The sequence below is a fragment of the Jejuia spongiicola genome, assembly GCF_023502325.1.
Classification (GTDB): Bacteria; Bacteroidota; Bacteroidia; order Flavobacteriales; family Flavobacteriaceae; genus Wocania_A; species Wocania_A spongiicola.
Genome location: NZ_JAMFLZ010000001.1, coordinates 500,273 through 514,638, shown reverse-complemented (window position 1 = coordinate 514,638; position 14,366 = coordinate 500,273). Strand labels below are relative to the sequence as shown.

The 14,366-nt window shown below is 31.5% G+C and carries 15 protein-coding genes; 9 read left to right on the top strand and 6 right to left on the bottom strand.

What is annotated here, in order from left to right:
* Window positions 1–105 precede the first annotated feature (105 nt).
* The 3 genes from M3P09_RS02400 to M3P09_RS02390 all read left to right on the top strand — a co-directional run bounded on the left by M3P09_RS02400 (window position 106) and on the right by M3P09_RS02390 (window position 2,219).
* On the top strand, window positions 106–1,014 hold the full coding sequence (locus M3P09_RS02400; protein WP_249971874.1) for a thioredoxin domain-containing protein: 909 nt from the start codon (window positions 106–108) through the stop codon (window positions 1,012–1,014).
* A 105-nt stretch (window positions 1,015–1,119) separates the two neighbouring features.
* Window positions 1,120–1,626 carry an RNA polymerase sigma factor gene (locus M3P09_RS02395; protein WP_249971873.1) on the top strand — a complete coding sequence of 169 codons (507 nt, stop codon included), beginning with the start codon at window positions 1,120–1,122 and terminating at the stop codon, window positions 1,624–1,626.
* Entirely contained in the window at window positions 1,623–2,219 is a 597-nt protein-coding gene (locus tag M3P09_RS02390) for a hypothetical protein (protein WP_249971872.1), read from the top strand. The genes M3P09_RS02395 and M3P09_RS02390 overlap by 4 nt, the downstream gene beginning before the upstream one ends.
* Before the next feature lie 113 nt (window positions 2,220–2,332).
* Here the strand turns inward: M3P09_RS02390 and M3P09_RS02385 are convergent, their stop codons facing one another.
* The 5 genes from M3P09_RS02385 to M3P09_RS02365 all read right to left on the bottom strand — a co-directional run bounded on the left by M3P09_RS02385 (window position 2,333) and on the right by M3P09_RS02365 (window position 9,069).
* Window positions 2,333–4,102, bottom strand: coding sequence for a MutS-related protein (locus M3P09_RS02385; RefSeq protein ID WP_099564806.1), 1,770 nt, complete (start codon window positions 4,100–4,102; stop codon window positions 2,333–2,335).
* Window positions 4,103–4,180: 78 nt separating this feature from the next.
* Window positions 4,181–4,885: a Bax inhibitor-1/YccA family protein gene (locus M3P09_RS02380; RefSeq protein WP_099564807.1), complete on the bottom strand. Its 705-nt coding sequence runs from the start codon at window positions 4,883–4,885 to the stop codon at window positions 4,181–4,183.
* Window positions 4,886–4,987: 102 nt separating this feature from the next.
* Window positions 4,988–5,686 carry a zinc metallopeptidase gene (locus M3P09_RS02375; RefSeq protein ID WP_249971871.1) on the bottom strand — a complete coding sequence of 233 codons (699 nt, stop codon included), beginning with the start codon at window positions 5,684–5,686 and terminating at the stop codon, window positions 4,988–4,990.
* A 79-nt stretch (window positions 5,687–5,765) separates the two neighbouring features.
* Window positions 5,766–6,029 carry a SemiSWEET family sugar transporter gene (locus M3P09_RS02370; protein ID WP_099564809.1) on the bottom strand — a complete coding sequence of 88 codons (264 nt, stop codon included), beginning with the start codon at window positions 6,027–6,029 and terminating at the stop codon, window positions 5,766–5,768.
* On the bottom strand, window positions 6,022–9,069 hold the full coding sequence (locus tag M3P09_RS02365) for a leucine--tRNA ligase (protein WP_249971870.1): 3,048 nt from the start codon (window positions 9,067–9,069) through the stop codon (window positions 6,022–6,024). Before M3P09_RS02365 ends, M3P09_RS02370 begins: the two co-directional genes overlap by 8 nt.
* A 147-nt stretch (window positions 9,070–9,216) precedes the next feature.
* Here M3P09_RS02365 and M3P09_RS02360 point away from each other — a divergent pair, with 147 nt between their 5' ends.
* The 6 genes from M3P09_RS02360 to M3P09_RS02335 all read left to right on the top strand — a co-directional run bounded on the left by M3P09_RS02360 (window position 9,217) and on the right by M3P09_RS02335 (window position 13,682).
* Window positions 9,217–10,131 (top strand): DMT family transporter, encoded by a 915-nt coding sequence (locus M3P09_RS02360; protein WP_099564811.1) that lies wholly within the window; start codon window positions 9,217–9,219, stop codon window positions 10,129–10,131.
* An 84-nt stretch (window positions 10,132–10,215) separates the two neighbouring features.
* On the top strand, window positions 10,216–11,094 hold the full coding sequence (locus M3P09_RS02355) for a cell division protein FtsX (protein ID WP_099564812.1): 879 nt from the start codon (window positions 10,216–10,218) through the stop codon (window positions 11,092–11,094).
* 72 nt (window positions 11,095–11,166) lie between these two features.
* Window positions 11,167–11,421, top strand: coding sequence for a DUF3098 domain-containing protein (locus M3P09_RS02350; RefSeq protein WP_099564813.1), 255 nt, complete (start codon window positions 11,167–11,169; stop codon window positions 11,419–11,421).
* The gene (locus M3P09_RS02345; RefSeq protein WP_249971869.1) at window positions 11,421–12,218 is read left to right on the top strand and encodes an undecaprenyl-diphosphate phosphatase; all 798 of its coding nucleotides are present in this window, start codon (window positions 11,421–11,423) and stop codon (window positions 12,216–12,218) included. The genes M3P09_RS02350 and M3P09_RS02345 overlap by 1 nt, the downstream gene beginning before the upstream one ends.
* A gap of 1 nt (window position 12,219) precedes the next feature.
* Window positions 12,220–12,912, top strand: a complete 693-nt coding sequence (truB, locus tag M3P09_RS02340) for a tRNA pseudouridine(55) synthase TruB (RefSeq protein WP_199099690.1) — start codon at window positions 12,220–12,222, stop codon at window positions 12,910–12,912.
* Window positions 12,913–13,025: 113 nt separating this feature from the next.
* Window positions 13,026–13,682 (top strand): energy transducer TonB family protein, encoded by a 657-nt coding sequence (locus M3P09_RS02335; RefSeq protein ID WP_249971868.1) that lies wholly within the window; start codon window positions 13,026–13,028, stop codon window positions 13,680–13,682.
* Here M3P09_RS02335 and M3P09_RS02330 read toward each other — a convergent pair.
* Complete coding sequence (locus M3P09_RS02330; RefSeq protein ID WP_249971867.1) at window positions 13,666–14,283, bottom strand: thioredoxin family protein; 618 nt, start codon at window positions 14,281–14,283, stop codon at window positions 13,666–13,668. The genes M3P09_RS02335 and M3P09_RS02330 overlap by 17 nt on opposite strands.
* Window positions 14,284–14,366 lie beyond the last annotated feature (83 nt).

Below are 14,366 nucleotides of genomic sequence, written 5' to 3'. Positions count from 1 at the left end.
ACAAATATTGACGTTTGTTAATTTAAGTGTGTTGTTTGTAAACTTAATTCGTATCACTTAAAAATCTGTTTTAGGTTTGACTTAACAATCAATCAGAGCCATCACATGAAACATCATCTCATCAAACGAACAGTTATTTTATCAATCCTTTTACTTAACCTACATTTCGCGTTTTCTCAAACGCATAAAAAACTTACTACCGACAAAAAAGGTAATGAGCTTTTACTTGGAAAAATCACTAAATCTGACTTAACTAATAACACTTTCAACACTTGGTTTTCAAAAAACCACAAGGATTATTTAGTTAACAAAAGCATCATTAAGCAATTAAAAGATTCATTAAATCAATATGAAATCAAAGCCTTTTTAGGCACTTGGTGCGGCGATAGTAAAAAGGAAGTTCCAAGGTTTTATAAGGTTTTGGAAGCTGCAAAATTCTCAGAAAATCAATTACATGTTATTGCAGTAAACAGAACTAAAGAGGCTTACAAACAAAGTCCTAATGGTGAAGAAAAGGGGTTAAATATTCATCGAGTTCCTACTTTTATTTTTTATAAAAATGGAAAAGAAGTGAATAGAATTGTTGAGCATCCAAAAGAAACTTTTGAACGTGATATTTTAAATATTGTAACTAAAAACAAGTATACGCCTAACTATATGGCAGTAAAATACATCAATTATTTACTCAACTCAAAAACCATTGATAGCTTAAAGTTAGAGGAGCCCGTTTTAGTCTCAAGACTAGCAGAGTTTGTAAAAGGCAGTAGAGAATTAAACACTTACGGATATTCGCTTTTACGTTCTAATCAAACGGAAAAAGCGTTATATATCTTCGATTTAAACACCAAAATATTTCCATACAAATACAATGTTTATGACAGTTTAGGCGAAGCTTATTTTGAAACTAAAAACTATACTGAAGCTTTAAAAAACTATTATAAGGTATTAAGTTTAAAGCCCGATGATAAAAATGCAGAAAGCATGATTGAGAAAGTTAAATTAGAAATGAAATAATGTGTTTAATATCTGTGAATTTTAAATTCTAATTAAAAAATCTCATATAAATTGTCATATTTTTAAAGTTCTTGTAACTAATATAATAGAAACAAGAATAAAATTATGACCAAAGAATTGGAGCATCTATTTATAAAAATACTTGAGCAAAATCAGCAAAAATTATTTAGAATTTGTTCCGTTTACTCTAAAAATACTGAAGACACAAAAGATCTTCTCCAAGAGGTGTTAGTTCATATTTGGAAGTCGATGCCATCTTTCGAGGCTAAATCTTCCATAGAAACCTGGGTATACCGCATTACTCTTAACACTTGTCTTCGTTTTCGTTCAAACGACATTAAAAAACAGAAACGATTCATCTCTACTAATAACCTTAATGATTTTGGTTTACAAACGGAAGCTGAAAACGAAGATCAAAGAGAGAAATTAGTCCAACTTCGAAATTGTATAAATATTCTAAATAAAGGAGATAAAGCCATTATCTCTCTTTATTTAGAAAAACTACCTTATAAAGAAATTTCTAATATTACTGGTTTATCAGAAAACAATGTCGCTGTAAAAATTAAACGCATAAAAAAGAAACTGTTGAATTGTATAAATAAAACATTATGATAGAAGAAGATGAACTTATCAATATCTGGCAATCGTCCAGTAATCAAGAACGTATTAAATTTGAAAAGTCGAAATTAATTTTAGAAATGAAATCTAGTTTAGATCGTTTTCATAAATCGATAAAGTATCGTGATTTACGTGAACTAATAGGGGCTATTGTAGTAATTCCCATTTTTTTATATATGGCCTATGCCATTCCTTATACATTATCAAAGATTGCCGCTTTCTTAATAGTTCTAATCGCAATTTATGTAAATATTAAACTTAGAAGCTTAAATAAACACAAACCAAATACGTTAACCGATTCTTATATTGACTATTTATATCAATGTAAAAACTATCTCAGCTTACAAAAAAAACTGCTTGACACAGCACCTTATTGGTCTCTTTTACCTGTTTTAACATGTGCAGTTCTATTTATTCTAGGAGTAATTATTAATGTTGAGGTTCAACCTTTAAATCTAATAATTGCAAGTATTATTATTATTGGATGTGGAATCTTCATATACTTTTATAATAAATGGTATTTAAAAAAACATTATATACCAAGGTTAAAAAAAATGAATGAGCTTATAAAAGCGATGGAGAAGTAATATTTAATAAGTAATTATAGACAACACAACTTCTCGATACAAATTCACTCGAAGTGATTGGAAGTATTTCAAAGTAAATTACGAACTGATAGTCTTATCAAAACCGTTAAAAACTAAACAATATTCATTTTCTTTAATAAGAATGATGCATTCATGTTTTGGCAAATACCTTCCTTTAAAGTATAATCAAAATGAAGTTCGTCATTTATAATTTCGGCATCAAAATAATAGTTTTTAACATCGTCAAGTTCTTTTTCAATTTCACATAAACTTAAATCGTGAGTAGCAATAATTCCCGTTGCGTTTGAAGCTACTAGTTTTTCAACAAATTTTTTAGATCCAATAGCCTTATCGGTGCTATTTGTTCCTTTCAAAATTTCATCTAAAACAATAAAATAAGGCTCCTTAGCGATTGCATCAACAATGTATTTTAAACGTGTTAATTCTGAAAAGAAATACGAACTATCATCGGTTAAAGAATCTGTGGTACGCATACTAGTAATTAATTTTACTGGCGAATATTTACTCGACTTAGCGCAAATTGGCAATCCCACGTTTGCCATAACAATATGCAATGAAACTGTTCTTAAAAATGTGCTTTTCCCTGCCATGTTTGCTCCGGTAACAATAAAAAATTGTTCATTTTCAATAGTTAAATTACTATCCACACGTTTGTTCTCATCCAATAAAGGATGTCCTAAACTTTCAGCATTTATAACTGCCCCTTGAATATCTATTTTCGGAAAGATGAATTGCGGGTGGTTATATGTATAAGTTCCTAAAGAATTGTAAGCATCAAAAAAGGCTACAACTTCAAACCAATCTTTAACTTTATTGCCATATTGTTCAATCCATTTTTCAATACGATAACTATTCTTAATATCAGTTAAAAATAAACCGTTACCAAAAATGGCTCCAATAATATTATTTCTATTATCTAAGGCATCTAAAGATCTTGAAAGTTTTTTAAAGATAACTGAAGCTTTTTCTGTATCTAATTGAATTTTTTCTTGTTTTTGTTTTAATAATTCTGATGTAAAATTTTCATTCTCAATTAAATCTAGTAGTAAGGCATATTGGCGAAATGTATCTTTTACCCTATCTGTTTTTGATGATAGTACATTCGTTTTTTTAACATATCGCCCCGTAATTCCAAGTCCTATTAACAGCCAATAACCAATTAAAGACATATCAATTAACTTAAAAAATGTAAGCGTAAATATTAACACCGAAAGTAATATAAATACCAGCGGTAGCCATTGCATTATTTTAGGAAGAAATGATTGATAAGTTTGTAACCAATTAATAATATGTTTTGCAGGAGTTTCAACTTCAACTAAATTAGAAGTTGCCGAATAATACTGACGCCATTTAGGCTTAGTACTTAATTCTTTTATGGCTTCCTGACGTATAACAATGTTATCAATATTATTTGCTTTTAACGTATTAGCTAGTTGTTCTGTACCTTCTTTTATAGTTGTTCTATCTATAAATTGAAAAAAAGAGCCTCGCCCAAACAAATCGATATCTAAACTGTAAAAGTGATTTGGGTCTTGAAATTGCAATCCTTTATCTCGATCATAAAAATCTCCTGAAGCAATTTTAATTTCATCTTTATTTATATTTACAAGTGCTTTATTAAAATTTCGTTGTGATTTTACATCGGTATATTTTGAAAGTAAAAAAACAAAAACACCAACACCTATAACTCCAACTAGTACTGCAATTTGCCAATATTCAAAACTCAAATAAACTCCAAAACCAGTAGCTAAAAATACTAACAACCTAAGCGAGCTAAGAGCTGTCATTTTTTTGTACAGTTTTTCAACCTGAGTTTGATAAGTTGTTAAATGCTCCTGGTAATATGATAATGGATTACTCATTTTAAATTTTAATTGACGCGTAAAGGAACAAAAAAGCCCTGAAATTACTCAGAGCTTTTAATATATATTTTTTGAAATTTAGTCTCTTGATAAGAAAATACTAAGCACATACCAAAACAGTAACATTAAGGATGCAAATAAGCCTAATGCTGCTGGCACATATTGATCGATAGAATATTTATTTACCAAATTTGATGTTTGGTATAAAATTGATCCTCCAGCCAATAAACACATTCCTACAGAAAACCAAAGTCCTAAATTGAAGCCAAATAAAGTTCCAGCAATAATAAGCCCTATGGCTATAAAAAAACCAATGGTTAATCCTGATTTTAAAAACGAAAAGTCTTTTTTAGTAACAAAAACAATAGCCGATAATCCTGTAAATAATGCCAGAGTTACAATAGCCGCTTGATTTAAAATTTCTGGACCTGAATCCATATAAAATGCAGCAATATAAATTAGAGGCACAAAAATGAATGCTTCGGCAAGAATATATAACCCAAATGCTAAATATTGCGTATTTCTATCTGGTGTTTTTAAAGTCATTTTTTCAGCATAATTGGTAATAAACATAAAGCCTCCTAACATGATAAGCCATTTATACCCATCAGTCATAGACAACATAAAATCAACAATTGTATCGCTTTGAAGCAATAAATATTCAAAAAGAATGAATACTAAAACCCCTCCCGCAACATGCGAATATGTTTTTTTATAAAAAGCTACTTTATCAACATCAGATAATTCACTTACCATCAGTTTATCTTGAATCATGTTTTCCATAAATAATTATATTATTTGTTTAAAGTCTAAATGTACTAAAAAAAAGAAACCGAATTCTTACGTGGTGTATAAAATTCGGTTTTATAATGGTAAAAGTTATTTTTAATCTCTCGAACCTCCAAACACTTGAAGCGCCCAATACAATAAGGTTGCTAAAGACCCTATTGCAGCTACCAAATATGTTCTTGCTGCCCATTTAAGTGCATCTTCAGAACCCGCATACTCTTCTTGAGACAGCATATTTTTATTTTTTAACCAAGCCAATGCACGGTTACTTGCATCATATTCAACAGGAAGTGTTATAAAACTAAATAAGGTTGCAAACCCCATCATAGCTACACCAGCAACAGCAACCCACCAACCTAAACCTAAGCCAGCAGCTCCACCTAGTATAAGGCCTCCAATAATTAACCATTGCGACATCCCCGATGATACACTTACAACTGGTACTAAAGTAGAACGCATTTGTAACCAGCTATAAGCCTTAGCATGTTGTACGGCGTGTCCACACTCGTGAGCTGCAACAGCGGCAGCGGCAGCATTTCTTTGGTTATAAACTGCCTCACTTAAATTAACGGTTTTATTTTTCGGATTGTAATGATCTGTTAAACGACCTGGAGTTGAAATAACTTCTACATCTCTAATACCATGATCTGCCAACATTTTTTCAGCAATTTCAGCACCACTCATTCCGTTTCGTAGTTGCACTTTAGAATACGTTTCAAACTTGCGTTTAAGCTGATTACTTACCGCCCAACTTACAAGCCCAATAGCTCCTATTAATATATAATATCCAAACATTTTTTTAAATTTTAATTACACAAATATAATAGCAAAAAACAAGCCAAATAAAAGTTATGAAATTTTGTCAGATACTAAACTATTTTTTTTGATACCTTATCTTAAAATAAATTAAGAAAAAAGAAGAAACTACGGTAATTGAATTAGCCATAATCATTGATGGACTATTTATATAAAACGCATAGATTAACCACAAAATAATTCCAGTAAAAAACATTAAAAGCATTGGTAGTGAAAGTCCTGTTACATCTTTTGTTTTCCATGTTTTATATACTTGTGGCAGAAAAGCAGCCGTTGTTAAAAACGCTGCAACAAAGCCTATAATTTCTATATTATTATCCAACTATATTTACAATTTTACCAGGAACTACAATCACTTTTTTAGGTATTCTTCCTCCCAATTGCTCTTGGGTTTTTTCGTTTGCTAAAACAGCTTTTTCGATATCATCCTTACTCATATCTAATGGTAGTTCCATAGTGAAACGCATTTTACCATTAAATGAAATCGGGTAATTCTTACTACTTTCTATTAAATGACTAGCATCAAATTTTGGAAAAGGTACTGTTGAAATAGACTCATTATTCCCTAGCTGATTCCATAATTCTTCCGCAATATGTGGTGCGTATGGTGAAATCAAAACCAATAAGGGTTCTAAAATATCCTTACTTGTACATTTTTGAGCAGTTAATTCATTAACCGCAATCATAAAGGTTGATACTGATGTATTAAACGAGAAATTTTCAATATCTTCTTGAACTTTTTTAATAGTTTTATGTAACGTTTTTAAGTTGTCTTTAGTTGGTATGGCATCAGTAACTTTTAGCCCATTATCATCCGCATATAGTTTCCAAAGTTTTTTAAGAAACGAATGCACGCCTGTAATACCAGCTGTATTCCAAGGTTTGTATTGCTCTAATGGGCCTAAAAACATTTCGTAAAGACGTAAACTGTCTGCACCGTAACTTGAAACAATGTCATCCGGATTAACGACATTGTATTTGGATTTTGACATTTTTTCGACGTCTCGTCCAACCAAATACTTTTTATCACTATTACCAATGAAAAAAGCATTTATATATTGATTCTTTAAACCAATTTTTAGACCTTTTATATCCAAATAATTTGATGAATCAACATATTCAACGGGCACTCTTATTTCTTGATATAATTTGAAATAAACTTTATCTTTAATTTCATTTAATAAGTCGTATTTATTCGGATGTTGTTTTATATCTAAGGTAGAAATAACAATATCATCAAAAACATTACTCTCTTGACCTCCTAAAACTAATGGCCATTTTTCATCTAAACTTTTTATAAGTGTATTTGTAGCTACTACATTATCCAAATACTCAGAATCAGAAATAATATCTTTTGAAAAATAGATTACAGGAAATTCTTTTAGTCCATGAAAATTATTCCCTAATTTAACAAAAGGACGCATTTTGTAAACAAAAGCACTCGTACCCAAAATCATACCTTGGTTAATCAACTTTTTAGCAAACTCATCATGCTTTACATAGCCTTTATCAAACATAAATTTTTGCCAAAAACGAGAGTACAATAAATGTCCTGTGGCATGCTCGCTTCCTCCAATGTATAAATCAACTTGTTGCCAATAATCAATTGCTTCTTTTGAAAAGATAGCATCCTCATTATTAGGATCCATATAACGATTAAAATACTGCGAACTTCCTGCCCACCCTGGCATGGTGTTCAACTCTAAAGGAAAGACATTCTCATTATCGATTAAATCATTTGAGACTACTTCATTCTTCAAAGTGTCCCAAGCCCAAACTGTTGCGTTTCCTAATGGTGGGTCACCAGTTTCGGTTGGTAAATATTTTTCTACTTCTGGCAATTTAATTGGTAAATGCTCTGCTGCAATCATCTGTGGCATCCCATTTACATAATACACCGGGAATGGTTCACCCCAATAACGCTGACGAGAAAATACAGCATCTCGTAAACGGTAATTGGTTTTACCTTCGCCTTGACCAATTTGTTCCAACTCGTAAATAACACGTTTGGTTGCTTTTTTGTAGTTCATTCCGTTAAGAAAATCACTATTACCTATTTTAGTATTTGCTTTATCAGCAAACGCTTCTTCTGAAATATCAACTCCATCAAAAATATTAGGGATAGGAATATTAAAATGTTTAGCAAAATCGTAATCGCGTTGGTCACCACATGGGACTGACATAACCGCTCCTGTGCCGTAACCTGCTAAAACATAATCGCCAATCCAAACGGGAATAGGTTCTTTTGTAAACGGATGCTCTGCATAGGCTCCCGTAAACGCTCCCGAAATGGTTTTTACATCTGCCATTCTATCGCGCTCGCTACGTTTTGATGTTGCTAAAATATACGCATCAACTTCAGCTTTTTGCTCTGGTGTAGTTATTTGAGATACTAATTCGTGTTCTGGAGCCAAAGTCATAAAACTTACTCCGAAAATAGTGTCAGGACGAGTAGTGAAAACATCAATAACAGCATCGTGTTCATTCACATTGAAAGTAACCGAAGCTCCAACAGATTTTCCTATCCAATTTCGCTGGCTTTCCTTTAAAGAGTCTGTCCAATCAATGGTATCTAACCCTTGAAGTAAACGTTCTGCATAGGCAGAAATACGCATACTCCACTGCGTCATTTTTTTACGAATTACCGGATGTCCGCCACGTTCTGAAACGCCATTTACAATTTCATCATTTGCCAAAACAGTTCCTAATGCTGGACACCAGTTAACCTCAGTCTCAGCTAAATAAGTAAGTCTGTATTGTAATAATATTTGTTGTTGCTTTTCAGATAAAAATGCATTCCAATCTTCGGCAGAAAATGATTCAATATCATCATCACAAACGGCATTCACTTTTGAATTTCCTTCAGATGAAAAAGTCTTTATTAATTCTGAAATATCTTCAGCTTTATTAGTTTCATTATTAAACCAAGAATTGAACAATTGAATAAAAATCCATTGTGTCCATTTATAATAACTCGGGTCAGATGTTCTAACTTCACGAGACCAATCGAATGAAAACCCTATTTGGTCTAACTGACGACGATACGTTTTTATGTTTTCAGCAGTAGTAATAGCTGGGTGTTGACCTGTTTGAATGGCATATTGCTCAGCAGGTAATCCAAAACTATCATAACCTTGCGGGTGCAATACATTAAACCCTTTATGGCGCTTATATCGCGCATAAATATCTGAAGCAATATATCCTAACGGATGACCAACATGTAAACCTGCTCCACTTGGATAAGGAAACATATCTAATACATAGTATTTTGGTTTCTCACTATTATTTACAGCTTTGAATGTTTTATTCTCAGCCCAATACTTTTGCCACTTGGTTTCAATTTCGTTGAAATTGTACTTCATTATCGTCTCTTTTAAGAAGTTGCAAATTTACGCTTTATAAACAAACTGAAAAACCTTTAGTTTTAATAAATAGCTGTATTTCTTCCTTTTTAAATCGATTTATAGAATATTAGATTTACTTTTGAATTTATTTCGAAAATTTAACCCTTGAATAATAACATACTTAAAGCGCATATAGCATTACTTGGAGCAAATTTAATTTATGGCGTAAATTATATTATAGCAAAAGGTATAATGCCGCAAAAAATTGGTCCTTCTGCTTTTGTTTTCATTAGATTAATCTGCGCAACTTCATTATTTTGGATTTTAAAATCTGTTGCTTTTAAAGAAAAAATAGCTAAAAAAGACAGGCCTCGTTTGATGCTGTGTGGTCTTTTAGGTGCAGCGGCCAATCAATTATTATTTTTCCATGGTATTAATTTAACATCTCCCGTTGATGCATCAATAATAATGACAACTACTCCTGTAATTGTGCTTGTTTTTAGTTTTTTTCTTCTTAAAGAAAAAATTACGCCGACAAAACTATTGGGTATTAGTATTGGCAGTATTGGAGCAATAGTATTGATTGTATATGGAAATAATTCTGGGGGTACGAGTTCATTTCTTGGTAATTTGTTTGTTATTTTAAATGCAACTTGTTATGGTCTCTATTTGGTTATTGTTAAACCGCTTATGAAAAAATACAATGCCATAACTGTTATAAGTTGGGTATTTTTGTTTGGTTTTATATTTATGCTCCCTTTTGGTATAAACGATTTTTTAAATACCAATTTTTCTGCTTTCGATTTAAACACCTATTTGGTTATTGGTTTTGTTGTTTTATTCACCACCTTTTTTGCATATTTATTTAATATTTATGCACTTAACTATGTGTCACCATCTGTAAATAGTAGTTATATATATTTACAACCAGCCATAAGCTTTATTATGGTTAGCATTTATGCGAATTTTTTAATGCAAGACCAATATAAAAATGATATCAACCTAATAAAAGTAGTTTGTTGCTTACTAGTTGTTATTGGTGTGTATTTATTAAGTAAACAACCAAAGAAGTTAGCATAATTACAACAATATTAATATGTTTTAGTTTATATAAATAAAGATTGCTTAGACTTTATTATTTTTACACAGTTAATCCATCATTCTATGAGTTCATCTTTCGAAAAACACCAAAAACGCAGACTTATTTCTTCATACTTTTCTGTTGTGTTAAGTATTGCTTTGGTTTTGTTTTTATTGGGGTTATTAGGTATGCTCATTCTTAATGCTAAAAAAGTTTCTGATCATTTTAAAGAACAAGTTGTTGTTACTATTTATTTAAAAGACAATGCTAAAGATGTTGAAGTTAAACAACTTGAAAAAAGCTTAGCAATGGCAGATTATGTGAAATCTACCGAATATGTTTCGAAACAACAAGCAGCAGAATTTATGAAAGCCGAGAACGGTGAAGACTTTATGGATTTTGTAGGATATAATCCGTTACAAAATTCTATTGATGTGCATTTAAAAGCAGATTTTGTAACCTCAGAGCATCTTGAAAAAATTTCTGCAGAAGCAATAAATAAAAACTTTGTTGATGAAGTAACTTATGATAACGATTTGGTTAATTTAATGAACGATAACGTTAAAAAAATAAGCTTTTGGGTGTTAGTAATTAGTGCCATTTTTACATTAATAGCTGTATTATTAATTAACAGCTCTATAAGGTTAGCGGTCTATTCTAAGCGCTTTACAATAAAAACCATGCAAATGGTTGGGGCAACAAAGCAATTTATTCGTCGCCCTTTTGTTTGGAAAAGCGTACGTTTAGGTATCATTGGAGCTGTTTTAGCCCTAATAGGTATGGCAATAGTTTTGTTTTATCTTAATAAAACATTTACCGAGCTAGAGTTATTAAGCAACCCTATTTTAGTTAGCCTTTTGTTTGTTTTTATATTTGCTTTGGGCATTATTATAACTTGGATTAGTACGCATTTTGCAACCCAACGATTTTTAAATTTAAAAACAGACCAACTGTATTATTAGATAATTTACAAAGGTGTTAACATTTCTTTTTAAATAAATCCGTTAATTTGCATGTCTACTTTATAAAGAATTATGGGAGAGAAAAAACGAAAAGAAAACGCAAAACCTGCATTTGTTTTTGGAAAGAAAAACTATAAATTTATGTTTATTGGTTTAGCTTGTATTGCGCTAGGCTTTATTTTAATGGCTGGCGGCGGTAGTGACGACCCCAATGTTTTCAATTCTGAAATTTTTAGCTGGAGACGCATTAGGCTAGCTCCTACTTTAATTTTAATTGGTTTTGGTATCCAAGTGTATGCTATTTTATTGAACCCAGATAAAAAGTAATGGATATAATCGACTCAATTATCCTTGGAATTATTCAAGGGCTTACCGAATTTTTACCAGTATCTTCTAGTGGCCATTTAGAATTAGGAAAAGCTATTCTTGGTGATAATTCAGTCCCTGAAGAAAGTTTACTATTTACAGTTGTTTTGCACTTTGCAACCGCTTTAAGTACCATGGTTATTTTTAGAAAAGATATTTTTGATATCATTAAAGGCATTTTAAAGTTTAAATGGAATGAAGATTTACAATTTGTTTCTAAAATTGCAATTTCTATGATTCCTGCAGCTGTTATTGGCTTTACTTATGAATCTCAATTTGCAGAATTATTTGGAGGAAACATTAAACTTGTAGGTTTTATGTTAATCATTACAGCATTACTTTTATATTTAGCAGACAAAGCTAAGAATACCAACAAAAAAGTTTCTTTCCAAAATGCTTTCATTATAGGTGTTGCTCAAGCCATAGCAATGCTTCCTGGTATTTCTCGCTCTGGAGCAACAATTTCGACATCGGTACTATTAGGAAACGATAAAACTAAAGCTGCTCGCTTTTCATTTTTAATGGTTGTACCACTAATATTTGGAAAAATTGCTAAAGATGTTTTAAGTGGAGATATTTCAATGGAAAGTCAAAACATTACATCGCTCTCTGTTGGATTTATCGCTGCCTTTGTAGCTGGTTTATTTGCCTGCACATGGATGATTGCATTAGTGAAAAAGAGTAAGCTCTCTTATTTTGCTATCTACTGTGCTATTGTTGGGGTTATAGCCATTGTGTTTTCTTTTTTAAATTCATAATATGATCTCTAAAGAAGAGTTCCTCTCAGGTCAAGTACTATTAGTTGATAAACCATTAACTTGGACATCATTTCAAGTGGTGAATAAACTCCGGTGGGAAATTCGACAAGCTTTCCAAATTAAAAAAATAAAAGTTGGTCACGCAGGCACTTTGGACCCGTTGGCTTCAGGACTACTAGTGATTTGTACAGGAAAAATGACTAAACAAATCGATACTTTTCAAGGTCAAGTAAAAGAATATACGGGTACTTTCGTTTTAGGGAGTACAACACCTTCTTTTGACTTAGAAACGGAAATAAATAACACTTTTCCAACTGAACATATTACACCCCATTTAATACAAGAAACCACTAAGCAATTTATTGGAGAAATTCTACAATACCCTCCAGTTTTTTCGGCACTGAAAAAAGACGGAAAACGTTTATACGAGTTTGCAAGAGCTGGTGAAACAGTAGAAATTAAACCTCGAACTGTAAACATTCAGGAGTTTGAAATTACGAAAATTGATGGTTTAAATATTGGTTTTAGGGTGGTTTGCAGTAAGGGTACTTATATACGCTCTTTAGCTAACGATTTTGGTAAAGCATTACAGTCTGGCGCACACTTATCTGTACTCAGGCGTACTAAAATTGGTGATTTTAATGTTGATAATGCCGTTTCAATTGAAGCCTTTATCAAATCACTAAAAGGCTAATTTGTTTATTTTTACGTATATTCCATATAGAATTGCTATAAATTAATAAAGATTTGAACCTAACAAATCAACATAAAGCCCTACTTATCACGTTTCTCTTAACGGGAACTGTTGTGCTTTCTATTTTTAACCTCGGGCTAAAAAAGCACAGTGAATTCATTTCTGAAAGCTTTTATGAAATGGAACCTGAAGAAGAACTTACTGAAGAAGAGATTAAAATTTTAGAAGCTTTAGAGCAACTAAATGCCAGTAAAGCTGAAACAAATAACGCTTTTAACGAAACTAATAACAATAAGCACTTTGCTGAAGCTTACAAACCTATTGCTCCTCCAGAAGATTATGTTCCTAAAAGTAGTGATGCATCAAAACAGGCAGATGCGTTTAAAAAGGAATATGAAGAACCTGATGATTCTAAATTAAATACAGAAGAACTTTCGTCGTTCAACAAAGTAAATGATTTGTTAAAAAAACAGCAAGATGAAGGAGCTAATACTAAGAGTACTATTAGCTTTTCATTAGTTGACAGAAAAAAAGTGTATATCCCAATTCCTGTTTATTTATGTGAAATTGGAGGAAAAATTGTTATTAATATTACTGTAAACTCAAAAGGTGATGTTACAGATGCTTACGTAAACTCATCCTCATCGACATCAAACGAATGCCTAACTGAGCATGCTTTGGAATATGCCAAAAAATCCCAATTTAGTGCCAGTGCAACTAAAAAAAGTCAAATAGGCTCTATTACGTTTCTCTTTATAGGCAAACAGTAGGCTGTAATTGGCACATAATTTCAGTAAGATCCTCTATTACATTTTGCCCTTTATCTTTATTATACCAATGCTGTAAATCTTCTTTAAATTCTGGAGTTAATTTACCGTATTTCGCTTTAAACCTACTAACATAATTTGTTGCTTCGCTTGGTCTTGGTCCGTAAGTATTTGTTACTTTTCCAGATTCGTTATCAATCATTATCACTTTTGGTATAGCTCTACCTCCATTAGTTAAAAAGGCATCCATTAATTCTGGGTTTTCATCACGAAGTACAATTCTTAAATTAATGTTTTCGTTTAATTCTGCTACTTTATTTATTACAGGCATAACATGTGCTGCATCTCCACACCAGCTCTCGGTAATCAACAACCAAGTGCTAGCCTCATTAAAAGACTCTATTTTATTTTTAGCTTCTTCTGAAATTTTTACAGTCTTATCCCAACGTTTCATACGCCTGTCGTTAAGCTTAGTATAGTTAATTAAAGCCTCCGTTTTTTCTAATCCTGTTGTAGAGTCTTCATCTGCTAACTGCTTAACCAAACTTCTGTAGGTATTATACGATATACTTTTTTCTAAGCTTTTTTTTATAATAGAATCCATAAATTTATTTTTTTGAGACAAAAATCTGATGACGCAAATTTAGTATCTTGGTATTTTAATTAAGATGATATTTGTCATGTTTT